This is a genomic window from Acetobacter papayae JCM 25143, from assembly GCF_000613285.1.
Taxonomy (GTDB): Bacteria; Pseudomonadota; Alphaproteobacteria; order Acetobacterales; family Acetobacteraceae; genus Acetobacter; species Acetobacter papayae.
The window spans coordinates 1-24,458 of sequence record NZ_BAIN01000011.1; the positions used below are offsets into that span (position 1 = coordinate 1).

The window sequence follows — 24,458 nt, forward strand, 5'->3', positions numbered from 1 at the left end:
CCAGCTTGTGCCCCAGACAGAAGGCCCCTTTGCCTTGCGTATGGCGGACCATGCCGAGGCCAAGCGCCGTATCGCGGCACGGGCGGCAACGCTGTTTGAAGCGGGAGATTCCGTTTTTATCGATACGGGCACCACAACGCTTGCCCTCGCCCATGCGCTGGCGGAAGCCCCCTCTCTGGTTATTATCACCAATTCGTGGCGCATTGCCTCCATTGTCTCGACCAATGCCGAGCATAGGGTGTTTTTGCTGGGCGGGGCCTGCAACCCGGATGCGGGAGAGACACTCGGCCGCTGGTGCTTGAGCAGATCAGGCGTTTTCATGCGCGGCATGTTTTTTTGACCATCGGGGCCATGGATACGCGTACCATCATGGATTTTGATGCGCAGGAGGCCGAAGTCGCTCAGGCCATGATAGAGCGGGCCGAATTGGTGACGGTTCTGGCCGATTCCTCCAAACTGGCCAGGCGGGGTATTTTTGATGTGGCGCCCTTGAGCCGGGTTGATCGGCTTGTTACGGATCGTCCGCCCCCGCCGGATGTGGCGGCTGCGCTGGACAGGGCAGGGGCCGAGGTCATGATAGACCAGCCTGAACAGGGCGGATCAAGGCGGAAAGGAACAGGCGGCCCATGTCCGCAGAACTCACGCCCGAGCTGATGCTGGGGGCTTATGCCGCCGGGTATTTCCCCATGGCGGATGAGGATGACCCCGAAAGCCTGAACTGGTACGACCCGGACCCGCGCGGTATTCTGCCGCTCAACGGTTTTCATCTGCCCCGGCGCCTGCGCCGCACGGTTCTGTCCGAGCGGTTTGCGGTGACTGTGAATACGGATTTTCCTGCTGTCATGCGTGGCTGTGCGGCTCCTGCGCCGGGGCGGGAAACTACGTGGATCAACACGCCTATCACCCGTATTTTCTGTGCTCTGCACGATATGGGGTTTGCCCATAGCGTGGAGTGCCGGCTTGATGGCGTTCTGGTGGGCGGGTTGTATGGTGTGGCCCTTGGCGGGGCATTTTTTGGCGAGAGCATGTTCAGCACCGCCACCGACGCTCCAAGGTGGCGCTGGTGCATCTTGTCGCCCGGCTGCGGCTTTGCGGTTTTATTCTGCTGGATACCCAGTTTGGCACCAGCCATCTCACCCGTTTTGGGGGAGAGGAAATTCCGGCCTCGGATTACAAGGCTATTCTGGCCCGTGCGGTGGACATGCAGCCCCGCTGGCGCGATGACCTTGATACGGACATGATTGAGAACGAGATACGCCATTTCTGACCCGCTTGCATGACAGGCGGTGTGAGTGAAGGCGCAAGACCGGGCTACGGCGCGGACAGGGGAGTAAAGCCACCATCATGAACAGGATTTTTGCACGCCCGGCAGGGCAGGTGGAGGGCCGTGTGCGCCACATTGGCCTGTCAGGCATGATACTGCTGGCCGCCACGCTGGCGGCATGGCTGCCTATGGCCGGGCCTGCGCTTGCCGCCGGGCAGGAGACAGCCGACCATCCCCCCTGACCCCCCAGCGTGATGCCGCGATTACCTATCGTTTCGAACCCCGCCCCACGGAGCAGGACCTGCGTGAAAGCGGCCAGCCCCGGCAGCCCGTGCAGGAGCGCTATGTGCAGGTGCTCTATGCCGGAGATGGCGGGTTGCTGCGGATCAATTATCTGACAGGCGATGCCGATAGCACGCCGCGTGGCGCGGTTATCATCAACCGGGCAGCACAGGAGGTGCTGGTGGTGCTCGATGCCGGGCGTGTCTATACCCGGCTGACCGAGCGCGAGAGTGTTCGCAACCCGTTTCTGCTTGATCTGTCCATGCAGTTTACCCGTGCGGGAACATCCAGTGTGGCCGGGCAGCCCTGCACGCTCTGGCAGGCCTATTCCGCTCAGGGTGGTGCGCGCGCCTGCGTGACGGATGAGGGGCTGATCCTCAGTCAGGAAGGGGTGGATGTCGATGGGCTGAACGGCAGCTTGCAGGCCGTGCGTGTTTCCTACGCGCCCGTACCGTCCAGCGCGTTCCAGCCCCCTGCGGGTTTTCAGGAAGTGCAGGCCCGGCACGAAGGGGGAGCCGATGGTTCTGGCCGGGGGCCGCTTAGCGGTGCCCCCGCCAGTTCCGAGCATGGCAGTGCGGGAGATCACCCATGATCCTGCGCCGGGTTAAAGGATTGATACAGCCAGTCGGGCAGGTTCGCCGCATGTGTGCAGGTCCTGCTTTCGTGCTGGCGGCCATGGCCTGTGGGGGGCTGATCGGTGCGGGAACGGCACGGGCGCAGGGAGTGGTGCCGACTACCCCCGGAACCCAGCCTGCAACCCAGCCGGGCGCACCTGCCGCGCCGTCAGAGGCACCGTATGTGACCCCTGCGGTGGATACGGATGTGACCTATGTGCTGACACCTCCGCAGGATGGAGTGGCTCCGGCCCGCCAGCGGATGCGCTGGCAGGTTGCCGGGCTACAGCAGCGCCTCGATCCCGAAGGGGACAGCGTTTACATGGTCACCACGTGGAAAAACCGCACCCTGAGCGTGGTGGATGAAAGCCGCAAGCGTGTCAGCACCATGCCGATGCCCGGCCAGCAGGATCTGACGCTGCCGGGACAGCACCCGGTCTCGGGTGCGTATACGCGGCTTGGCCAGTCCGTTGTGGCGGGCGAGACCTGTGAGGTCTGGCGCACTGTCGATACGGAAGGGCATGAAGGTGATGCCTGCTATACCCCTGATGGCATATTGCTGCAGGTCGTGCAGCAGGGGCATATCACCGTGCGGGCCATCAGTGTCAGCCGCGCAGCCCAGCCGGATCGTATTTTCGAGGTTCCGGCAGGGTTTGCGGTGCAGGCTCCAGCACATCCCTGAAAAGGGTGGTGCACGGCCGGAGGCAGCAAGGGGGCAAGGCATGAGCAGAGGCAAATCATTGCGCCACCGTGGCGCGGCACTGCTGCTGTCCATGCCGTTTTTCCTGTTTGGCGTGAGCGTGCAGGGGTACGCGCAAAATAGAGGCAGTGCCGAGATTGGAGGCGCTGAAGGCCCGGGTGTGACGCTCTGCCTTGCCGTGACAGCTTTGGCGGATATGCGAGCTATCGTGGTGGTGCCCTCCGGCACGGTGTTCGCGGCACAGGCCCCGGTACGAAGCAAAAAGCCCCATGGCGCTGTTGTGGCCGTAACGCAGGCGCTGGTCACGACCGAAACCGTTACCCTTATGGCGACCCAACCGTGTTCGGGGGCGGATGCTGCTGGCGTGGTTTCCGCCACGCGGGGGTGGCATGGGCCGGTAGCGCTCTCTGGCGGGCGGGGGCAGGTCTTCCATCCCGCAGGCCGTATCAGCGGCAACGGTCTGGACGCAGGCTGGCTTGACGCGGATGCCCCCCTGAGGGCGCTCGTGCGGGCTGGCGGTCTGTCCGCCACGGTGCGTGGTCGGTTGCCGCAGGATGTGCGCTTGCTGGAAAGTGCGGCCGATCAGGATGCGGCCGACAAGGAGGCACAGGCCCGCCTGTCTGTCCAACCGGGTGAAAGTGGGCCCCCGTCTGACACGGGGCAGGCTGGAGATGCGGGTAATCCCGTAGCCGGTCTTTTGCCTGATATGTCGGAAGGGGCGATCGCGGCGGATGATTTGCCCAGCCAGCGCCACGGCCACTGAAAGCCCGCAGGGGTCTTTTGCGCAGGGCAGGGTGTGCCTGTGGTCAGGCCCTGTTGTTCCGTGCTAGTTTTTTCCTTGGTTTTTTAAAATGATGGTGGCTTTTCGCTATGTTCGAGCCTGACACGATCTTCCGTTCTGCTGGCAGCGCTCCCGTGCTGTTCGACAGCGACGAACTGGCGTCACCGCCGCCTGTCATGGGGCTTGCCCCGCTGTTCCGTGCCGCTCTGGCCCGTGAGGATATTACCGGCTTTGCCCCTGAGCTGATTGCCCGGTATGAGCGCGATGATGATGTCTATGCCCTGCTGGACCTTGCCTTGATCCAGCAGCTCTGCTTCCAGCGGGCCGAAGGGCTGGAAACGCTGGGCGTGGCTCTGGCCCGCCAGCAGGTGTTCCGCGTTGCACAGGGGGAGCCGGGCTCTGTCCGCCTTCTGGTGGTTAAGACACCGGGCGATTTTACCGCCAATGTGCCGTTCGAATGTATTCTCGAACATGCGGGCATTACGATTGATGTGCTGTATGTCGGGCCGGGTCTGTCATGGCCCGCGCGCCTGCCAGACCATGACCTGCTGTTTGTGGCGATTGGTGAGGCCGATACGCACCGTGAAACACTGGCGCAGCTTGGTCGCTATCTGGAAAACTGGCCCCGCTTGGTTCTTAACCCGCCCGGGCGTATTCCCGCCCTGTCCCGCGCGGAGGCATTTGAGGTGCTGCGCGGCGCGCCGGGGCTGTGCATGGCCACCACATGGCGGGCGGACCGCGCAACTCTGGAGCAGACCCGTCCCGGCGATATTGCCTTTCCCATTATTCTGCGGCCGCAGGGTGGGCATGGGGGCATTAATCTGAGCAAAATCGAAGGGGTTGCGGATATCGCGGCCTATCTGGAAAAGGTGGAGGGGAATGAGTTCTTCGCTGCCAATTTCATCAACTATGCTTCGCCGGACGGGCTGTTCCGTAAATACCGCGTGGTGCAGATCGACGGAAAACCCTTCCTCGCCCATATGGGGATCTCACAGCACTGGATGGTGCATTACCCCTATCCTGAAATGAAGGAATACCCCGAGCGCCGGGCAGAAGAAGCCGCCGCCATGGCGGGGTTTGATGAAGGTTTTGCCCGCCGTCATGCCGCCGCCCTGTCGGCTATTCATGAGCGTTTTGGGCTGGATTATGTGGGTTTTGACTGCGCGGAAACCCAGCAGGGCGAACTGCTGGTGTTTGAACTGTCCAATGCGCTGGTCATTCATGATGCGGATGATCAGGCCCTGTTCCCCTACAAAAGCCCGCAGATGCGCCATATTTTTGCAGCGTTCCGCGACATGCTTTACCGCAAGGCAAACCTAGCAGCACGCTAAGAGCGTGCCAGTGCAGGCGGGTGTGTAAGGCCCGCCTGTACCGTGTCAGAACATGCGGCGGAACAGGCCGGGCAGTAGTAGCGAATAGGGGTTGAAGTGCAGGCTGGGGTCATCCAGCTTGCCTGCTACGCCAAAGGTTACGGCCAGCAGCCCGCCGTCTTTTTCCGGGCTGAACAGCTTGCCTATACCCGGTAGCTTGCCCGGCATGGTGTTGACCGCAAAAATAGGCACCACGGTGCCATGCAGGTCGATGCTGTTATTATCAAGGTCCACCGTGCCTTCGAGTGTGGCGCCCAGCGCCGTATTGCCGGTGCTGCCGTCATGGATGGTCAGCACGCCATCCTGAAACGTGACGGGCATGGTCATGTGGTTGATCTGGAAATTGGCCGTATCCTGTGCGGCCAGCCAGCCATAGAGCGAGATATTGCGCGCAACCCGCAGGCTGTTGGTGCCTTGGTCAGGGTAAAGGGGGTGACATCAATCTGGCCTGAAAACGGCGCGCTGGGGTGGCTGTCGTCAAATGTGCCGGTCAGGGTGGCATGCCCGCCTTTGATATCGGGCAGGATGCCGAACGCCGCCATGAAAGCCCCCATATCGGGAATACTGACATGGAGCGCGCGTTTGCTGGCCTGTGGGGTTAGCTTCATGGTGATGGGGGTTGGGCCCTGCACGGCAAAGCGCATGGCTTCCAGCCTGCTGCCGTTATCCTCGAAATAGGCATCGACATCATGCAGGGGGGCACGTGTGGTGGAATACCACAGGGTGCGCGCCTTGAGGTTGATGGCCCATGCCCGTCCGGGGCTGCCATGCAGGCGGCCCGTGGCGGCCTCGGGAACATGGTAGCCCGTTTCTTTGGTGGCTGGGGCCTGTTTTTTGACCTCGGCCGGATCTCCGCTGACCAGAGGGGCAAGGTCGAGCGTATTGGCATCGACACCCACATGAATCATCGGGTCTTTGGGACCGGGCAGCGAGAGCCGTGCCCGACCGCTCGACCGCGCGATTTTGAAGGAGGAAATCACCAGTTCGGGGGGAAGTTGCTGGCGGATCACGGCCTGACCTTTCAGGTCAAGGTCAGGGCCGGTAGCCATAATCTGATCCACACCGGTAATCCGGCCTGCCTGCAGGCTCAGGCTGGCTTTCACCTGTGCGGGTCGCCCGGCGGCCTTGTGCCAGAGCGGAATACGCACCCGCGCGCGCTCCATGTCCAGCGCGACATCGACCGTGCCATGCCGGTCGCCAGTCTGTTTATAGGTGACATCCAGATCCGCACTGCCCGCAAAATGATCCGCCGGGTCGTATCCGGCGGCGGTAATGGTTGCGGGGGTCAGGCGCGAGGTCAGATGCGCGCTTTCAAGCAGGTCATTGGGTGCTACACGCCGGAAGTCGGTAAAGAACGAGAGGGTGGAGGGCAGGCCGCCTACTACGCCCTCGCCCAACAGGTTCAGGCCATCCGCCGTGGCATCCAGCCCGAAACGACCCTGCGTGATGGAGCGCCCGGCCACAGCGTTGCCAAGGGAGACAGAACTCAGCTCAGCATGGGTGGAAATGGCCATTTCATCAATCGTAACCTGATCGATCAGGGGCAGGGTCAGGCTCAGGTCGAGCGTGGCTGCGCCGCGCGGGTTGGTGATATCCATCGGATGTTTGGAGAGCAGGTGCAGGCGTGGCTCGGCCAGAAGAGCCAGAACATCTTCCAGCCTGCCTTCCAGTTTGGAGCGGATGACACCAGTCTGGATCGGGTCGCTCAGCCCGCTGATAACCATGCTGCCCGGCCCGGCCTTGATCCGGCCCGTGCCGCCAAGCCCTACGTGTTTGTCTGCCCTGTCCACAAGCTGATAGCCGCCATCAAAGCTGATGGTCAGGCTGTTCAGGTCATGGATTTCAAGCCGGGCATTCATGGCGTGCAGAGGGGAAATTGGGCGCAACCAGTGCACATCCAGCCCTGTGCCATCCAGACTGCCATCAATGCCCGATACGTCCAGACTGTTCCAGCCTGCATCCCCCTTGAGGGTCAGGCTGGTTTTCAGGTTGGTGGCAGTACCCACGGGAATATTGGTGCTGACCCATTTCTTGCCCCCAGGTGCGGCCTGTGTGGGCCAGTACTGGCCCAGATCAGCAAACGCTACGTGGGGAATGCTGGTATCGACCTGCCCGGTAATCTGTTTCGGGTTTGTCAGGTCCGAAGCGCTCAGCCAGCCGCTGGCATGGGCCTCGATTGCGCGGGTGGGGTCTTGTGGGGCCTGAGGGTTGTTCAGGAACAGGCTGGCATCGCGCAGGGTCAGGCGGGCCGGTATCTCATGAATGAGCGTGGGTGCGCCTGACAGGCCGTGTGTTTTCGGTGGCGCGGTTTGTAGTGCCAGCCCGAGATCTAGCGAACCGTGATCCAGCACGAAGGGCGATCCCGCGGCCATGGCATGGCCCGCGCCAAGGTTGGCCTGAATGTCGAGCGAGGCCGGCACCAGCCAGTCAGAAATGCCGGGGGCAAGCCGCAGGTGCCCGTCCAGCGTTACGGGAATGTTGATAGCGCTGAGGGTCGGGTCAGGGGTGGCGAACAGAGCAGGGGCCAGTGTAGCGGGGTTGATCCCTTCAAGCCGGGCATTCCAGATCACGGTGGGGGCGGTATCGCCGGGAGATGGTGCGCCAACGACCTCACTGCGGGCGTTGAAGGTCAGCCGGGTCGGGGGCGTGTGGTTGTCGGGCGTGTTGTTTGTTGCGGCAAGGCTGAAGGTCAGCGCGCCGGTCAGTCCGGCATAATGCCCCACGCGCTGTGCGTTCAGGTCCAGATGCAGGGGAGAGAGCGTCCACAGCGTGTTCGCCTGCATGTCGTTCATGGTGATGGCGAGGTCATCTACCTGCACATGGTCGAGCATGCGCAGGTCAGAGTCCACGCCGTTCGGCTTGCCATGAGCCTGTGACATGTCGATATCCAGCCCGATTGCGCCATCATGCGCACGGCGGAGTGCTAGTTTCCCGCCCTTGAGGCTGGCGGTGCGCAACCCGATACCGCCATGAACCAGCACCAGCGGGTCCAGTGTCGCGCTTGCCGTGTTGATATGGGCTACTTCATGCCCGTCTGCCGCAAGTAGGCGCGCATCGTTCAGGCTCAGGGTAATCGGGGTGGCGCTGCCCTGCGTCAAAACCGGCCATGACAGGATGGCGGCTCCCATATCCAGCCGGGCAACAGGTTTGTGGCTGAGCGGATCACGGATGAGTGTAAACGGCAGGAAATGCCGGGCCAGTGGGGCGATATCAAGCGGTGCGAAGGCAACCCGCGCCAGTAGAGCCGCCACGCACAAGGGGGGCAGCAGCACGCATATACAGGCCACGGCCACAATACGGCGTACGGTTTTGGAGCGTTTTGGCGTGGCTGTCTCTTGACCGGGGGTAATCAACGCAGCAAGCCTTTACGGGTTACGGTACGGGTAGGGTTCACAACAGGCCTTTTCATGACACAGGCAGAACAGTTTCTTTTTCGCGATGTCAGGCAACTGCGTGGGCAGAGCCTGCGGACATGGCCCGGTGCGGACTGGCCGCGCCCGGCTAACCCGGCAGCGGCACAGGCTTTTTCCGAGGACATGCACGCTCTCGCCATACAGGCGGGCCTGCCGGTGCACAGTCTTGAGCAACCGGGCGCTGTGGCGCTGCTGGCCTGTCTGGGAGGGAACAGCCCGTATCTGTCTGACCTCGCGCGCGAGGATGTGGGTGCGTTCATTGCCCTGCTGGAGCAGGGGCCTGAACGCTGCGCGGAAGAGGCCTTTGCCGCCTGCGAAATGTTTGACACCACATTGGGGCGGGAAGATGTCGCGGCTTTTCTGCGAAAGGCCAAAAAACACGTGGCGTTTCTGTGCGCCGTGGCTGATCTGGGCGGGTTCTGGTCGCTTGAGGAGGTTACTGCCACCCTGAGCCGTCTGGCCGAGACCACGCTCGATCTGGCAATCAGGCACCTGCTGTGGAGCGTGCATCAGGCCGGGCAGATCGTGCTGCCTCATCCCGAGCGGCCAACACAGGGCTGCGGGCTGGTGGTGCTGGCCATGGGCAAGCTGGGCGCGCGGGAACTCAATTTCTCATCCGACATCGACCTTGTGGTCCTTTATGATCCCGCAGTGTACAGTCAGCCCGACACGGCACGGCGTGTCTTTGTGCGTATGACTAGCGATCTTGTTAGCCTGATGGAAGCGCGCGATGCGAATGGCTACGTTTTCCGTACGGACTTGCGCCTGAGGCCGGACCCGTCTTCCACCCCTCCGGCGGTTACGGTTCAGTCGGCCATTCTATATTACGAAAGTCTGGGCCAGACATGGGAGCGGGCCGCCATGATAAAGGCCCGCCCCGTAGCGGGCGACATGACGGCGGGGCGGCGGTTTATGGCGGCTATCCGCCCCTTTATCTGGCGTCGGCATCTCGATTTCACGCTGATAGACGACATCCATGACATGAAGGCCCGTATTGACCGCTACCGCAAGGCGGGCCGCACCGATCTGGCGCAACTCCCTGATGCGGTTCTGGCAGACCCGGATGCCAGCCGTGCATGGCTGCTGGGTCATAATGTCAAGCTTGGGCAGGGTGGTATCCGCGAGATCGAGTTTATTGCACAGGCTATCCAGCTTGTGTGGGGCGGGCGCGAGCCTGCGCTGCGCGAGCGCACAACTTTCGGCGCGCTGAAAAAACTCGTCGGCTCAGGCAGGCTCCCGCGTGAGGAGGCTGAAATTCTCGCGCGCACCTATCGCTTCCTGCGCGATGCCGAACATCGCCTGCAAATGCGTGCCGACCAGCAAACCCATAGCCTGCCCGATACGGAGGAAGGGTTCGAGGCGTTTGCCGTATTCATGAACTACCCCGATGGTCAGGCGCTGGCGCTGGACATGCTGCCGCGCATGCGTGAGGCACGGCGGATTTTTGAGCGGCATTTTGTCATCCAGCCGCCCGAGCAGGGTGGCGAGGCCGGGAGTGTGCTGGTGCCCGTGCCGGAGGAAGGAGCTGCCGAGAGCAGCCAGATGGCCGAACTGCTGGCGCGGCATGGTTTTCCTGAATCCGAAATTGCCGATGCCTCTCAGGTGCTGGCGCGCTGGAGCGGCAATCGCCTGCGGGCCTTGCGCTCAGAGCGGGCGCATGCGCTCCTGCGCGCACAGCTTTCATCCTTTCTGGCCAGTTTTGGCAAGCGTAGCAGCCGCTGGCCTGTCTGCGGCGGTTCGATGCCCTACTGACCCGCCAGCATGCCGGTGTGCAGTTGCTTAGCCTGTTCGAGCGTAACCCCGAACTGATCGACCGGATTGCCAGTATTTTCGATGCTTCGGCTTTTCTGGCGGATCATCTGGCAGATACGCCCTCCGCGCTGGAAGGCTTGCTGGATTCAGACCCGGAGGAAAATCGCGGTGTCGTGGACAGGCTGCTGCATTTGGCAGAAGAGGCCGAAGATGTGGAAGGGCTTCTGTCCGTCCTGCGGCCATTGCTGCGGGGCGAAGAGTTTCGCCTGTCCGTAGCCCTGCTGGAAGGGCGGCTGAGCGAGGATGCCGCTGAACACGCCAGAACCCTGCTAGCCGATACGATCATGATCGTGCTGCGCAAGGCGGTGGAGCGTGAACATATCCGGCGTTATGGGCGCGTGCCCGGCGGAGGCATGGCGGTAGTGGCGCTGGGCAAGGCCGGGTCGCGCGAAATGATGCCCGGTTCCGACCTTGACCTGCTGATGGTCTATAACCACCCGCCAGACAGTCAGGCCAGCGTGGTGCCTGCCCGTGCGCCGGGCGGGGCGCGGTCTCTGGCTGTGGGTGCGTATTATACGCGACTGGCCCATACCTTTATCGCAGCGCTGACCGCCCCCGGCCCGGAAGGCCCGCTTTACGCGGTGGATATGCGGCTGCGTCCGTCCGGCGCTGCGGGGCCGGTGGCGGTCTCGCGGGATGCGTTCTTGCGCTACCATGCCGAAACCGCATGGACATGGGAAAGCATGGCGCTAACCCGGGCGCGCATTGTCTCGGCCCCTGTGGCGCTGGGGCGTGTGTTGCGGGCGGACCTTGCGCGTATTCTCGATGGCTCCATCCGCCCCGAGCGGGTCGCACGCGCCACCCTGCTGGCCGATGCCAATACCATGCGCGCCCGTCTGGCGCGGGAGTTGCCGCCAACATCGGTGTGGGATGTCAAGCGTCGCTGGTGGCTGATGGAAGTGGAGTTCATTGCCCAAATCCTGCAGCTTTGCGCAGGCCGAACGGCAGCACGCAGCACGGAAACCCGTCTGGCGCTGGGGCGTCTGGTAAGGTGGGGGAACTGAGTGCGCAGGATGGCGCGGTGCTGATTGAGGCAGAAAGTTTCTGGCGGCGGCTACAGGCTTTGCTGCGCCTGCTTTGCGGGCCTGTGCCGCCTCAGGATCTGGAAAAAGACCTTGCCCCTACCGCACTGGCTGTATTGCTCAGGGGAATGGGCAAGCCAGACCTTGCCGCCCTGATTGAAAAATCCAGCCTGTTGGCGCGGGCGGTGCAGCAGAGTTTCGGGCGGCTTGTTGGCCCGTCCGAGGCGGAATGACCCCTTAGGGCCAGACAATGCCTGAACGAAAAACCACAATAACGGGAGAGCAGGTTATGAGCACGACAACAGCAGCAGGGGCAGGCCCCGGTGTGGGCGATCAGGCACCCGCTTTCAGCATGGAGGCCAGTGGTGGCCGCACGGTCGCTCTGGCGGATATGAAGGGCAAAGCCTTTGTTCTGTATTTCTACCCCAAGGCGGACACCCCCGGCTGCACCAAGGAAGCCTGCGGCTTTAACGAGACGCTGGCGGCATTTGAGGCGGCAGGGATAACGATTATCGGTGTCTCGCGCGATCCGGTTAAAAAGCTCGATGCGTTTGCCGAGAAATACGGCCTTACCTTCCCTCTGGCTTCCGATGCTGATGGCAGCGTAACCGAGGCATACGGCGTGTGGGTGGAAAAAACGCTGTATGGCAAAACCCATATGGGGATCGAGCGCAGCACTTACCTGATCGATACACAGGGCAAGGTTGCCGCTGTGTGGCGCAAGGTCAAAGTGGATGGCCATGTGGATGCGGTGATGGAAAAAGCCCGCAGCCTGTAAAAACAAAACCCCGCGTTCAGGCCCCGCAGGAGCGGGGGAGAACGCGGGGGCTAAGGCTACAGTCCTTACCAACCGCCGTAATAGCCTCCACCCTGAGGGTAGTAGTAATAGGCTGGGGGCGGCGGGGCTACCGGTACCGCTGGCACCATATACATGGGCGGTGGCGGAGGGGGCGGCGGAGGTGGTGCGGCATAGACAGGCCCACTCCCGAAAGCGGCTCCTGCAAGGGCACCGACCGCCAGCCCGCCAATGATTGCCCCAGCAATGGCGCCACCATTGCCGTGGTGGCGGTATGGGCCGCCACCCCAGCCGCCACGGTCATGCCAACCGGGCCCACCGCCCCAGCCGCCCGGTCCACCCGGATGAGCCTGTGCAGCGGAAAGCGTGACAGCGCCAAGCCCTGCAACAAGGGGCAGCACTTTCAGAATCTGTTTCAAACGGCGCATCTGATTTTATCTCCCCGGAGCAGCGCGGGGCTGCTCCATCGTTCCTGTCATAAAAACCAGTATGAACCCGCATGTGGCAAATTCAGGGCTTATCAAAGGTCTTTTGTGGCGTGCCCGTCCGGTTGGGCGTTGGCCGTTATTTCGGCGGTAATGCTGTCGGTCATGTTCAGGCGCAGGACTGTCAGCAGGGTAATGGCGGCGGCGGCCGACACATAATAGGCAAACCAGCTCTCATGCCCGGCCTGCTTGCACCACAGGGCGATATACTCCGTGGTGCCGCCAAAAATCGATACGGTCAGTGCGTAGGGCAGGGCCACGCCCAGTGCGCGAATGCGTGTGGGAAAAAGCTCAGCTTTGACAATGGCATTGATGGACGTATAGCCCGAAGCCACGAACAACCCCGCGACAATCAGCCCAAAAGCCATCCACGCAGAGGTGGCGTGCGAGAGAGCATTCAGCAGCGGCACCGTGCCGAATGTGGCCCCAAACCCGAAAAAGAGCAGCAGTGGCTTACGGCCCAGCCTGTCTGACACCGCGCCGAATAGTGGCTGCATGGCGGCAAAGGCCATAAGACTCAGTGCGGAGATAAGGGTTGCACTTTCCTTGGAAAAACCCAGCGTATTGGCAAGGTATTTCTGCATGTAGATGGTGTAGGTGTAAAAAGCCACGGTGCCGCCGAGTGTCAGCCCGCAAACGGTTATGACAGCCCGCCAGTGCTGAAGCAGCACGCGCACGCCGCCCTTGTCGTCCTTGGCCCGGTTTTTTTCAAAGCTTTCGCTCTCATTCATCTGGCGTCGCAGCCAGAAGACCAGCAGCGCCCCTGCCGCCCCGACAAGGAAGGGAATGCGCCAGCCCCAGCTTTCAATCTGGGCGGGGGTCAGCAGCACGTATTGCATGATCAGCAGCAGCACGAGGGCAAGCAACTGCCCCATGACCAGCGTGACATACAGGATACCCGACCAGAACCCGCGATGCTCCGGTGTTGCCACTTCCGCCAGATAGGTGGCGGAGGCCCCGTATTCGCCCCCAAGGCTCAGCCCCTGTACAAGGCGGGCGCAAACCAGAATGGTGGGGGCCAGCAGGCCTATCTGCTCGTAGCTCGGGCAGATGGCGATGGCGAGTGAGCAAGGCACATGGCCAATACGGAAATGGTCAGCGCGCTGCGGCGGCCGTAGCGGTCGGCCGCCATGCCCAAAATCCACCCACCCACAGGCCGCATGAAAAAGCCGACAGCGAAAACCGCGGCTGCATTAAGCAGTTCGGCCGTGGCGTTGCCGCGCGGGAAAAAGGCATGCGCGAAATAGATGGTGAAAGAGGAATAAACATACCAGTCGAAATATTCGAGCAGATTACCCGCCGATCCCGCCAGTATGCCACGAATACGCTGTGCCGTGTTCAAGGGGTTGTTCCTCCGGTATCTGGCATGCCGCAGCTTACGTTGCGCGGTTCTGTTGTTGGTAACGAACGGCCATAACATTCGCGGTACGATGATGCCATCACGAAACAGTGTGTCCTCTGTGATGTGTCGGTGCGGCTGGCCCTTGCTCCAAAGCCGAACATACGACAAAACAGCGGCATGAGTTCCATAATTGTTCTTTTATGTGTTGCGTGCGGCGCGCTGGTTGTGGGGGGCGTGCTGGGCTGGCTGGTGGGGCGTGGCCACCAGAGGGGCAGCGCGGATGGTGATCTGCTGGCGCGCCTCTATGTCATGGTTGAACGCGAAGTGGCCATGGTCCGTTCGGAAACGGCGGGACTGCGGAGCGCTCTGGCCGAGGCCGAGCGCGGCATGGGGGAGAGAACCGAGCGTATGCGTGCGGCTCTGGCCGAGCAGCTTGGCACTTTGTCGGGCGGCATGGGGCGTGAACAGGCCGAGGCGCGTGCTGCGCAGGCACAGGCCTTGCAGGCTATGGCGGAAACATCGGCCCAGCAGCTTGCCGCCATTCGGCAGGCGGTTACAGAGCAGCTCCATAGTGCGGTGGAAAAGCAGATGCAGAGTTCGTTCCAGCGTGTGCTGGAACAGTTTGCCGCCATGCAGAAAGCCATGGGCGAGGTGCGCGCCATGACAGCACAGATAAGTGATCTCAAGCGCCTGTTCAGCAATGTCAAAACCCGTGGCGGCTGGGGCGAGGCGCAACTGCGCGCCATTCTGGATGATGTGCTGCCGCCCGGTGCTTATGAGAGCAATGTCAGGATCGGCAGCGGAGCGGATGTGGTTGAGTTCGCCCTCAAAATGCCCGTCCGCTCGGACGCACCGCCTCTGCTGCCGCTGGATAGTAAGTTTCCCACCGAGGCGTATGAAAGACTGCTGAACGCCACGGAGGTCGGTGATGCCGTGGCGGAAAAAGCCGCGCGTAAGTCGCTGGAAGCCACGGTCAGGCTTGAAGCACGTAAAATTGCAACAAAATATATAGCGCCCCCGAGAACTGTCGAGTTCGCCGTGCTTTATTTGCCCACGGACGGACTTTACACGGAGGTGGCCCGTATTCCGGGGCTGATGGATGAAGTGGGGCGGCAGTATCGTGTCATGATCATGGGGCCGGCTCTTATGCCCGCAATGTTGCGGACGATCCATCTGGGATATGTCACTCTGGCTCTGGAGGAACGAACCGAAAGTATTGCCCGGCTTTTGGGGGCTACACGTCAGGAGATGCTGCGGATGGATGGCGTGCTGGAAAAACTGGCCAGAAACGCTCAGGCCATGTCCTTCTCCATCGAGGAGGCACGCAGGCGGACACGGGCCGTGGGTAAACGGTTGAAAGACCTTGAGGTCTCCCCTGAGGAAACGGACGGGGCGGTGGATGAGGACTCTGAAAGCGATTTTACTGGAACGGTGCAGGACGGGGCTGCATCACGGTTGGTATGAGCAGGGATATGGACATGACGAAAGAGGACGCCACATTTCTCCCGCACGAGGATGATGTCCGTGATGAAGGACTGCCTGAACAGGGAGCCTCCACCGAGAGCCCCAATGAAGACAGGATGGTGCTTCTGATCGAAGACGACACGACCATAGCCGAGGAAATAACGGCGGAACTGCGCGCGCGCGGCTTTCGGGTGCGGTGCGAGGCCACGGGTGATGCCGGGCTGGAAGCCGCCCTGCTGGGCGAGGCCGATGTTATGGTGGTGGACAGGCTGCTGCCCGGCACCGATGGCCTGTCGGTTATCGAGACCATGCGCCAGCAGGGTGTGCGTACGCCGGTTCTGGTTCTGTCTGCCCTGTCAGCGGTCGATGATCGGGTGTCCGGCCTGAAGGCGGGAGGCGATGATTATCTGACCAAGCCTTTCGCTATGGAGGAGCTTGTTGCTCGGCTGGAAGCGCTGCTGCGCAGGCCGGATGACGTGCGCGCCACCCGTCTGCGGACAGGCCCGCTGGAAATGGATCTGATCGAACGCCGTGTATGGCGCGATGGGCGCGAGATCGAACTGCTCCCGCGTGAGTTCCGGCTGCTGGAATATCTAATGCGCCGCCCCGGTCAGGTGCTGACCCGCTCCATGCTGCTGGAGGATGTCTGGCAGTATCGCTTTATTCCCCGTACCAATCTGGTGGATGTGCATATCGGCAAGCTGCGGCGCAAGATTGACGCCCCCGGCGAAGAACCGCTGATCCAGAGTATTCGCGGCACGGGGTTCCAACTGCGTGTTTCTGACTGAGCTTTTCCGCACCGCTACCTTCCGCATCACGCTCATGGCTCTGGCAGCCATGGCGGGTGTCATGGTCATGCAGTTCGGGCTTGTTTACGCCCAGATGGAGGCGGTGGAATCCCGCCGCTCCACCGAACTGCTTGAGGGGGAGGCAGAGCTTCTGGCCCAGATGTCGCCCGAGCATCTGGAATATGTCATCAGGCGACGCGCAACGGGCGATCTGCGGCTTATCATCAGCAGTGCTGGTTTGTTCGACGCCGGGCATGCCCTGATCGCGGGTGACCTGCATAGTTGGCCGCACGCTGATAGCCGATGGCAAGCCCCATAATATCGAAATCTACCCCGAGGAAGGCGCGCCCTATCCCCTGCGCCTGCTGGCGGTGTCGCTGCCCAATGGCACCATTCTGGTGCTGGGGCGCAGCTTTCACCTGCTGGCTGAGCAAAAGCTCATGCTCCGGCACGCCATGCTGGTGGCAGCAGTGCCGACCTTCCTGTTTGCGCTTTTTCTAGCATTATTCTCAGCCACCGGGCCTTGTCGCGTGTGAAGGAAATGCACGAGGCCATAGACCGGATCATGGGGGGCGATATTCACGAGCGCCTGCCTGCCGCGCGTGAGCGCGATGATCTGGAGCGGCTGGCCGGGAGCGTGAACCGCATGCTCGACCGGCTGGAGCGGCTGATGGACGGCATGCGTGAGGTGGGGAATGACATTGCCCACGACCTGCGCACCCCGCTCTCGCGGGTACGTGCGCGGCTTGAGCGGGCTGTTTCCGCAGGGTTGGGGCCGGATGAGCTTGAGGCCGCCATGAGCCGCGCTGTGGATGATCTGGATCAGTGTCTGGGTACCATTACGGCGCTGCTGCGTATTGCAGAGCTTGAAAACAGCCGGCGCAAAGCCGGGTTCGGGCAGGTGGCCCTGCGCGATCTCGTGGCGGATGTGTCTGACCTGTACGAACCCATTGCGGAAATGGAAAACAAGCGGCTGATGGCGGTCAAGCCGCTTGCCCCCGTGCAGGTGTTCGGCGACAGGCACCTGCTGGTCGAACTGCTGGCCAATCTGGTGGATAACGGCATCAAATTCACGCCCGAAGGGGGCAGCATCATGCTGGGCGTGACAGAGCAGGGCGGTAAGGCGGAACTGAGTGTAACCGATACGGGTACCGGGATCGCGCCAGAGGAGCGGCAGGCGGTGCTGTCGCGCTTCTACCGTTCCGATAAAAGCCGCCACGTGCCGGGTAGCGGGCTGGGGCTGAGTCTTGTCTGCGCCATCGCGCATCTGCATGAGGCGGAGGTGCATGTGCAGAGCGGGCCAGACGGGCGGGGCACGTGTTTTCGTATCTGTTTTCCGCCCCTGCGGGAGCGACCGGAGGGTGTGGCCTCTTGACAGGCGGCGCATCCACCGGTAAGCGCCCCTTTCCTGATCGGAACGCGGGAGGTTTTGCCGGGCGCTGTAACGCTTGGTGGAATCGTATGAACCGCGGTCCGGGTTCAATAGAGAGGAGTCCCGGATATGGCCAAAAAAGTTGTTGGCTACATCAAGCTTCAGATTCCCGCTGGTAAAGCCAACCCTTCTCCGCCGGTTGGTCCGGCGCTGGGTCAGCGCGGTCTGAATATCATGGAATTCTGCAAGGCGTTCAACGCCAAGACCCAGGGCCTCGAGCCGGGTATGCCGATTCCTGTCGTGATCACCGCTTATGCGGATCGCACGTTCAGCTTCATCACCAAAACCCCGCCGAACACCTACTTCCTGCTGAAGGCCGCCAAGATTTCCAAGGGCAGCCAGACGGTTGGTAAGAGTGCGTCCGTTGGTAAGGTGACCATGGCTCAGCTGCGTGAAATCGCTGAGCAGAAGCAGCAGGACATGAACGCGAACGACCTCGACGGCGCAGTGCGCATGCTCGCTGGTTCCGCCCGTTCCATGGGTCTTGATGTGGTGGAGGGCTGAGAATATGGCTAAGAACAAGCGTCTGGCCGCTGCTGTGGCCAAGGTTGTCGCTGGTAAGGCCTACGGCCTGGATGAAGCGATCACCCTGGTGAAGGAAAACGCGACCGCCAAGTTCGACGAAACGGTTGAAATCGCCCTCAACCTCGGTATTGACCCCCGTCATGCTGACCAGATGGTCCGTGGTTTCGTGTCCCTGCCGAATGGCACGGGCAAGACCCTGCGCGTTGGCGTGTTTGCCCGCGGTGCGAAGGCTGAAGAAGCTACCGCCGCCGGTGCTGACGTCGTTGGCGCGGAAGACCTGATGGAAAAAGTGCAGGCTGGCGAAATCGCTTTCGACCGCTGCATTGCTACGCCTGACATGATGGCTCTGGTTGGTCGTCTGGGTAAGATCCTCGGTCCGCGTGGTCTGATGCCGAACCCCAAGCTCGGCACCGTCACCATGGACGTGAAGGGCGCTGTTGAAGCCGCCAAGTCCGGTCAGGTTGAATACCGCGCTGAAAAGACCGGTATCATCCACGCTGGTGTTGGTAAGGCCTCCTTCGGCACCGACAAGCTGGCTGAAAACGTGCGTGCGTTTGTTGACGCCGTGCAGAAGGCGCGTCCCGCTGGCGCAAAGGGCACCTACATGAAGAAGGCTGCTCTTTCCTCCACCATGGGGCCTGGCGTTCAGGTTGACGTCTCGGTCTTTACGGTCTGAGATAAGAATGTCGTGCTGCTGATCTTTGGTCGGTAGCGCGCATGGAAGGCATTTCGGTGTCTTCCGTTACCTGTCCGAGACTACACGCGGCCCATCGCGGTCTTAAACAGCGCAAGCTGGCGGGTGGTATGACGGGGATGCTGGTTGCAGGCTGATTTTTTCGGCGGCCCCAGATTCCGTTTCAAGGACAGGCGAGCGGGTGTTGCGCATGCGTGGCACCCAAAGGGCAACCCGTTCCGTCCGGCGTAAGCTGGAAGGGACAAGAAGGAGACGGGATTTGGACCGTACGGAAAAGAAGGCTTTAGTTGCCTCTCTGGCCACCGTTTTCGCCCAGACGTCCATGGTTGTGGTAACCCAGAATACTGGGTTGACCGTGGCCAGCGTGACCGATCTGCGGCGCAAGGTGCGTGCAGCGGGTGCGAACTACAAAGTCGTTAAAAACCGGCTGGCAACTCTCGCCCTGGATGGGACCCAGTTCAGCGGCATTGCGCCGATGCTGAAGGGCCCGACCGCGCTCGCGTGGTCGGATGATCCTGTGGCAGTGGCGAAGGTGATCGCTGAGTTCGCCAAAACCGATGACAAGCTTGTGGTGCTTGGTGGTTCTCTTGGTTCGCAGGTGCTTGATGCCAGCGGGATCAAGGCTCTGGCCGAGCTGCCGTCGCTTGACACGCTGCGCGCGCAGCTCGTGGGGCTTATCTCCACGCCTGCAACGCGTATTGCGGCCGTCACGCAGGCACCCGCCGCGCAGCTTGCTCGCGTTTTTGGGGCCTATGCCAAGACGGGCGAAGCCGCCTGATTGCATCCGCCTTTCGGGGCGGGTGTTTACGATACACGCGCAGCCTTCGTTCAGGGGGTTGCGTTCCGCTAACCAGTATTTATATTAGGAAGACTAACCATGGCTGATCTTGCTAAGATCGTTGACGAACTGTCCGCTCTGACCGTTCTTGAAGCTGCTGAACTCTCCAAGCTCCTTGAAGAAAAGTGGGGCGTTTCCGCTGCTGCTCCGGTTGCCGTTGCTGCTGCTCCGGCTGCTGGCGCTGCTGCCGCTGCTGAAGAACAGACCGAGTTCACCGTGATTCTGGCCGCCGCTGGCGAAAAGAAGATCAACGTGATCAAGGAAATCCGTGGCATCACGGGTCTGGGTCTGAAGGAAGCTAAGGATCTGGTCGAAGGCGCTCCGAAGCCCGTCAAGGAAGGCGTGAACAAGGAAGAAGCCGACAAGATCAAGAAGCTTCTTGAAGAAAACGGCGCGACCGTCGAAGTGAAGTAAGATTGCTGCTTTCTCGGTTTATGCCGGGATAGTGTGATCTGGGTTACCGGGTGGAGGTGTCAACCTCCGCCCGTTTGCCTGTTTCTGGATGATCCAGGGCAGGGCAGAAGTTACGGCGTCCGGACTTTCTGGCTTGCGGTTTGCCGCAGGCCTGATGGTCTGGAAGACTAAGGCGGGGCAGGAGCGACGATGAACGCAATCACCAAATCGTTCACAGGACGGAAGCGTATTCGCAAGAGTTTTGGGCGTATTCCTGAAATCGCTCCGATGCCGAATTTGATTGATGTGCAGCGTGCGTCCTACGAGACGTTCCTGCAGGCCAATGTATCGGCTGACGCGCGTACGGCCACGGGCCTACAGGAAGTTTTCCGCTCTGTTTTTCCCATTAACGATTTCGCCGGGCGCGGTCGTCTTGAATTCGTCAGCTACGAATTCGAAGAGCCGAAATACGATGTCGAGGAATGCATTCAGCGCGGCCTGACATTCGCGGCACCTCTCAAGGTTATCCTGCGGCTGATCGTTTGGGACGTGGATGAAGACACGGGCTCACGCTCCATCCGCGATATCAAGGAACAGCCGGTCTATATGGGCGACATGCCCCTGATGACCGATAACGGCACGTTTATCGTCAATGGCACGGAACGCGTTATCGTCAGCCAGATGCACCGTTCGCCGGGCGTGTTCTTCGATCACGACAAAGGCAAGACGCATTCTTCGGGCAAGTATCTGTTTGCCGCGCGCGTCATTCCCTATCGTGGTTCCTGGCTCGATTTCGAATTCGACGCCAAGGACCTGCTGTATGTCCGTATCGATCGCAAGCGCAAGCTGCCGATCACGACCCTGCTTTACGCGCTGGAAGGGGCCGCTTCTGCCGCCGCTCGCGCCGCCAAGCGGGCTGAAGGCGGTGATGTCGATGCCATGGAAATCCGTGGTATGGATGCCAATGAAATCCTCAGCTACTTCTACGATACGGTAAATTTCACCAAAACCGCGAAGGGCTGGGCACGTCCGTTCGATGCGGAGTCCTTCCGTGGCGTTAAGCTGCTTTCGCCGCTGGTCGATGCCGAAACGGGTGAGGTTGTGGCGGATGCCGAAACCAAGCTCACGGCCCGTCTGGTGCGCAAGATTGCCGAAACCACCCGCGAGGTTCTGGTGGGTGAGGCTGACCTGATCGGTCGTTTCATCGCCCATGACATCGTCAATATGGATACCGGCGAAATCTACGGCGAAGCAGGTGAGGAAATCACCGAAGCGCGTCTGGCAGCCCTTGAAGAAGCAGGTCTGAAGGAACTGCCGGTTCTGGCTATCGATGGTGCAAAGGGTCCGTGGATCCGTAACACGCTGACGGTGGACAAGAATGCCGGCCGTGATGAGGCGCTGATCGATATCTATCGTGTCATGCGTCCGGGTGAGCCGCCGACTGCCGAAACAGCCGAAGCCATGCTGCAGGGCCTGTTCTTCGATCCCGACCGTTATGACCTCTCTGCGGTCGGTCGCGTGAAGATGAACATGCGCCTTGATATCGATGTGCCGGATACCGTGCGCGTTCTGCGTAAGGAAGACATCCTGCGTACGGTCAAGGTGCTGTGCGATCTGAAGGATGGTCGCGGTCAGATCGACGATATTGATAACCTCGGTAACCGTCGCGTGCGTTCTGTTGGCGAACTGATGGAAAATCAGTATCGCATCGGGCTGCTGCGGATGGAGCGTGCCATTCGTGAGCGCATGGGCTCGGTCGATATTGATACGGTCATGCCGCATGACCTGATCAACGCCAAGCCTGCTGCGGCTGCGGTGCGCGAATTCTTTGGTTCGTCGCAGCTCAGCCAGTTCATGGACCAGACCAACCCGCTGTCCGAAGTGACGCATAAGCGCCGCCTGTCAGCGCTTGGCCCGGGTGGTCTGACCCGTGAGCGCGCGGGCTTTGAAGTCCGTGACGTTCATCCCACGCATTATGGCCGTATCTGCCCGATTGAAACGCCGGAAGGCCCGAACATCGGTCTGATCAACTCACTGGCCACCTATGCCAAGGTGAACAAATACGGCTTTATCGAAACGCCTTACCGTCTGGTGAAGGATGGCGTGCTTCAGGATGGCTGGAAATATCTTTCCGCCATGGAAGAAGAAAAGCTCGTTGTTGCGCAGGCCGATGCAAAGGTTGACGACAAGAACGCGCTGACCGGGGACCTGATTTCCGTTCGACGTAACGGCGACTTCCGTCTGGTTCCTCCGACTGAAGTGACGGCAAGCGACGTTTCCCCCAAGCAGCTTGTTTCTGTTGCTGCGGCCCTGATTCCGTTCCTTGAAAACGATGACGCGAACCGCGCGCTCATGGGCTCGAACATGCAGCGTCAGGCCGTGCCGCTGGTGCGCTCCGATGCGCCGCTGGTCGGCACCGGCATGGAAGCCGCTGTGGCCCGCGATTCCGGTGCGACCATCGTTGCCCGCCGTGATGGCGTGGTTGACCAGATCGACGGTGCTCGTATCGTTGTGCGGGCGACCGACACCAACGGTTCGACACAGGGCGTGGATATCTATCGTCTGCGTAAGTATTCCCGTTCCAACCAGTCCACCTGCATCAACCAGCGTCCGCTGGTGTTTGTTGGGGATCAGGTGCGTGCGGGCGATATTATTGCCGATGGTCCGTCCACCGAACTGGGTGAACTGGCTCTGGGCCGTAACGTGCTCGTCGCGTTCATGCTTGGAACGGTTACAACTTCGAAGACTCCATCCTGATTTCCGAACGGATTGCCAAGGATGACGTGTTTACCTCGATCCATATCGAGGAATTCGAAGTCATGGCCCGTGACACCAAGCTGGGTCAGGAAGAAATCACCCGCGATATTCCCAATGTCGGTGAGGAAGCGCTCCGCAACCTTGACGAAGCGGGCATCGTGTATGTAGGCGCGGAAGTGAATCCGGGCGATATCCTGATCGGTAAGGTGACACCCAAGGGCGAAAGCCCGATGACGCCGGAAGAAAAGCTCCTGCGCGCCATCTTCGGTGAAAAAGCATCTGACGTGCGTGACACGTCCCTGCGTCTGCCCCCCGGCACGACCGGCACCATTGTTGACGTGCGCGTCTTCTCCCGCCGTGGCGTGGACAAGGACGAGCGCGCAATGGCGATCGAGCGTGCGGAAATCGAGCGTCTGGCAAAAGACCGCGATGACGAGCGCGGTATTCAGGAACGCTCCTTCTTCGGGCGTCTGCGTGAAAAGCTGCTGGGTCAGACGGCTGGTGCCGGGTTCAAGGGCGTCAAGTCTGGCACGGTTCTGACCGATGAAGTGCTGGATGAGCACCCCCGCGCGGTGTGGCGCCACATTGTTGTGGCGTCCGATACGGTCATGGCCGAGCTTGAAACCCTGCGTCGGGAATTTGATGCGGCGATCGCCCGTATTCAGGCCCGCTTTGAAAGCAAGGTGGAAAAGCTCCAGCGTGGTGATGAACTGCCGCCGGGCGTGATGAAAATGGTCAAGGTCTTTGTTGCCGTGAAGCGTAAGCTTCAGCCCGGTGACAAGATGGCCGGTCGTCATGGTAACAAGGGTGTGGTCTCGCGCGTTGTGCCGGTTGAGGATATGCCGTTCCTTGAAGATGGCACACCGGTTGATCTGGTTCTGAACCCGCTCGGCGTGCCGTCGCGCATGAATGTCGGGCAGATTCTGGAAACCCATCTGGGCTGGGCCTGCGCCAATATCGGTCGCGGTATCGGCGACCTGGTGGACGAATACCAGAGAACGGGTGAAAAGCGTCAGGAACTGCTTGACCGCCTCAAGGAAGTCTACGGCGATAAAGTCTATGATGACTCCATCGCTTCCATGACGAATGAGGCACTGGTGGAACTGGCAGGCAACCTGCGTAAAGGCGTGCCGATTGCTACCCCGGTGTTCGATGGCGCGTCCATTCCCGATATTGAAGCCATGCTGGAAAAGGCTGGTGTCAACAAAAGCGGGCAGTCGCAGCTGATCGACGGGCGTACGGGCGAGCCGTTCGAGCGCCGCACGACGGTTGGCTACATCTACATGCTCAAGCTGCACCATCTTGTCGACGACAAGATTCACGCACGTTCCATCGGGCCGTATTCGCTTGTTACGCAGCAGCCGCTGGGTGGTAAGGCGCAGTTCGGTGGCCAGCGTTTCGGTGAAATGGAAGTGTGGGCGCTGGAAGCCTATGGCGCGGCCTACACCTTGCAGGAAATGCTGACAGTCAAATCGGATGACGTTTCGGGCCGTACCAAAGTGTACGAAGCATCGTGCGGGAGCAGGACGACTTCGAGGCAGGTATCCCCGAAAGCTTCAACGTGCTGATCAAGGAACTCAAGTCCCTTGGCCTGAATGTTGAGCTGGAGCAGGGAGCCGACTGAGGGTGCCTTTCTCAGACATGATCCATACTTATTTCAAAGGGATGGCCGGGGCGTGTGCTCCG

The 24,458-nt window shown here is 61.1% G+C and carries 15 protein-coding genes and 6 pseudogenes; 17 read left to right on the forward strand and 4 right to left on the reverse strand.

Annotation, left to right across the window (positions count from 1 at the left end; translation table 11 throughout):
• Nucleotides 1-40 precede the first annotated feature (40 nt).
• The 7 genes and pseudogenes from JCM25143_RS21345 to JCM25143_RS04600 all read left to right on the forward strand — a co-directional run bounded on the left by JCM25143_RS21345 (nucleotide 41) and on the right by JCM25143_RS04600 (nucleotide 4,972).
• A pseudogene (locus JCM25143_RS21345) lies at nucleotides 41-654 on the forward strand (DeoR/GlpR family DNA-binding transcription regulator).
• Between the two features lie 32 nt (nucleotides 655-686).
• Nucleotides 687-1,102 (forward strand): annotated as a pseudogene (locus tag JCM25143_RS25125) (leucyl/phenylalanyl-tRNA--protein transferase); the annotation flags it as partial.
• A 242-nt stretch (nucleotides 1,103-1,344) separates the two neighbouring features.
• Complete coding sequence (locus tag JCM25143_RS22255) at nucleotides 1,345-1,506, forward strand: hypothetical protein (protein WP_159101587.1); 162 nt, start codon at nucleotides 1,345-1,347, stop codon at nucleotides 1,504-1,506.
• A complete protein-coding gene (locus JCM25143_RS16905) occupies nucleotides 1,443-2,138 on the forward strand; it encodes a hypothetical protein (protein WP_148300012.1) in 696 nt (231 codons plus the stop codon). Before JCM25143_RS22255 ends, JCM25143_RS16905 begins: the two co-directional genes overlap by 64 nt.
• Nucleotides 2,135-2,842, forward strand: a complete 708-nt coding sequence (locus tag JCM25143_RS04590) for a hypothetical protein (protein ID WP_051542918.1) — start codon at nucleotides 2,135-2,137, stop codon at nucleotides 2,840-2,842. The genes JCM25143_RS16905 and JCM25143_RS04590 overlap by 4 nt, the downstream gene beginning before the upstream one ends.
• Nucleotides 2,843-2,882: 40 nt before the next feature.
• On the forward strand, nucleotides 2,883-3,623 hold the full coding sequence (locus JCM25143_RS16910) for a hypothetical protein (protein ID WP_051542920.1): 741 nt from the start codon (nucleotides 2,883-2,885) through the stop codon (nucleotides 3,621-3,623).
• A 107-nt stretch (nucleotides 3,624-3,730) separates the two neighbouring features.
• Nucleotides 3,731-4,972, forward strand: a complete 1,242-nt coding sequence (locus tag JCM25143_RS04600) for an ATP-grasp domain-containing protein (RefSeq protein ID WP_025860185.1) — start codon at nucleotides 3,731-3,733, stop codon at nucleotides 4,970-4,972.
• A 45-nt stretch (nucleotides 4,973-5,017) separates the two neighbouring features.
• Here the strand turns inward: JCM25143_RS04600 and JCM25143_RS23455 are convergent, their stop codons facing one another.
• Together JCM25143_RS23455 and JCM25143_RS16915 are read right to left on the reverse strand one after the other, a co-directional pair.
• The gene (locus JCM25143_RS23455) at nucleotides 5,018-5,338 is read right to left on the reverse strand and encodes an AsmA-like C-terminal region-containing protein (RefSeq protein ID WP_234394973.1); all 321 of its coding nucleotides are present in this window, start codon (nucleotides 5,336-5,338) and stop codon (nucleotides 5,018-5,020) included.
• Entirely contained in the window at nucleotides 5,335-8,364 is a 3,030-nt protein-coding gene (locus tag JCM25143_RS16915; RefSeq protein WP_234394974.1) for a hypothetical protein, read from the reverse strand. Before JCM25143_RS16915 ends, JCM25143_RS23455 begins: the two co-directional genes overlap by 4 nt.
• A gap of 54 nt (nucleotides 8,365-8,418) precedes the next feature.
• Here JCM25143_RS16915 and JCM25143_RS25380 point away from each other — a divergent pair.
• Together JCM25143_RS25380 and bcp are read left to right on the forward strand one after the other, a co-directional pair.
• Nucleotides 8,419-11,491 (forward strand): annotated as a pseudogene (locus JCM25143_RS25380) (bifunctional [glutamine synthetase] adenylyltransferase/[glutamine synthetase]-adenylyl-L-tyrosine phosphorylase).
• Between the two features lie 56 nt (nucleotides 11,492-11,547).
• Entirely contained in the window at nucleotides 11,548-12,036 is a 489-nt protein-coding gene (gene bcp, locus JCM25143_RS04615) for a thioredoxin-dependent thiol peroxidase (RefSeq protein WP_025860186.1), read from the forward strand.
• A 65-nt stretch (nucleotides 12,037-12,101) separates the two neighbouring features.
• On the opposite strand, the gene JCM25143_RS04620 is transcribed toward bcp, so the two are convergent.
• Together JCM25143_RS04620 and JCM25143_RS16925 are read right to left on the reverse strand one after the other, a co-directional pair.
• Nucleotides 12,102-12,482: a hypothetical protein gene (locus JCM25143_RS04620; RefSeq protein WP_025860187.1), complete on the reverse strand. Its 381-nt coding sequence runs from the start codon at nucleotides 12,480-12,482 to the stop codon at nucleotides 12,102-12,104.
• Nucleotides 12,483-12,574: 92 nt separating this feature from the next.
• Nucleotides 12,575-13,881: pseudogene (locus JCM25143_RS16925) on the reverse strand (MFS transporter).
• A 177-nt stretch (nucleotides 13,882-14,058) separates the two neighbouring features.
• On the opposite strand from JCM25143_RS16925, the gene JCM25143_RS04630 reads away from it, so the two are divergent.
• The 8 genes and pseudogenes from JCM25143_RS04630 to rpoB all read left to right on the forward strand — a co-directional run bounded on the left by JCM25143_RS04630 (nucleotide 14,059) and on the right by rpoB (nucleotide 24,396).
• Entirely contained in the window at nucleotides 14,059-15,345 is a 1,287-nt protein-coding gene (locus JCM25143_RS04630; protein WP_025860188.1) for a DNA recombination protein RmuC, read from the forward strand.
• 8 nt (nucleotides 15,346-15,353) lie between these two features.
• Complete coding sequence (locus JCM25143_RS04635; protein ID WP_408735024.1) at nucleotides 15,354-16,133, forward strand: response regulator transcription factor; 780 nt, start codon at nucleotides 15,354-15,356, stop codon at nucleotides 16,131-16,133.
• Nucleotides 16,120-17,508 (forward strand): annotated as a pseudogene (locus JCM25143_RS25130) (sensor histidine kinase). Before JCM25143_RS04635 ends, JCM25143_RS25130 begins: the two are co-directional and overlap by 14 nt.
• A 126-nt stretch (nucleotides 17,509-17,634) precedes the next feature.
• Nucleotides 17,635-18,069 carry a 50S ribosomal protein L11 gene (gene rplK / locus JCM25143_RS04645; protein WP_025860190.1) on the forward strand — a complete coding sequence of 145 codons (435 nt, stop codon included), beginning with the start codon at nucleotides 17,635-17,637 and terminating at the stop codon, nucleotides 18,067-18,069.
• 4 nt (nucleotides 18,070-18,073) lie between these two features.
• A complete protein-coding gene (gene rplA / locus JCM25143_RS04650; protein WP_025860191.1) occupies nucleotides 18,074-18,766 on the forward strand; it encodes a 50S ribosomal protein L1 in 693 nt (230 codons plus the stop codon).
• 277 nt (nucleotides 18,767-19,043) lie between these two features.
• Nucleotides 19,044-19,562 (forward strand): 50S ribosomal protein L10, encoded by a 519-nt coding sequence (gene rplJ, locus JCM25143_RS04655; RefSeq protein WP_025860192.1) that lies wholly within the window; start codon nucleotides 19,044-19,046, stop codon nucleotides 19,560-19,562.
• A 99-nt stretch (nucleotides 19,563-19,661) separates the two neighbouring features.
• Complete coding sequence (gene rplL / locus JCM25143_RS04660) at nucleotides 19,662-20,036, forward strand: 50S ribosomal protein L7/L12 (RefSeq protein WP_025860193.1); 375 nt, start codon at nucleotides 19,662-19,664, stop codon at nucleotides 20,034-20,036.
• Nucleotides 20,037-20,225: 189 nt separating this feature from the next.
• Nucleotides 20,226-24,396, forward strand: a pseudogene (gene rpoB, locus JCM25143_RS16935) (DNA-directed RNA polymerase subunit beta).
• Nucleotides 24,397-24,458 lie beyond the last annotated feature (62 nt).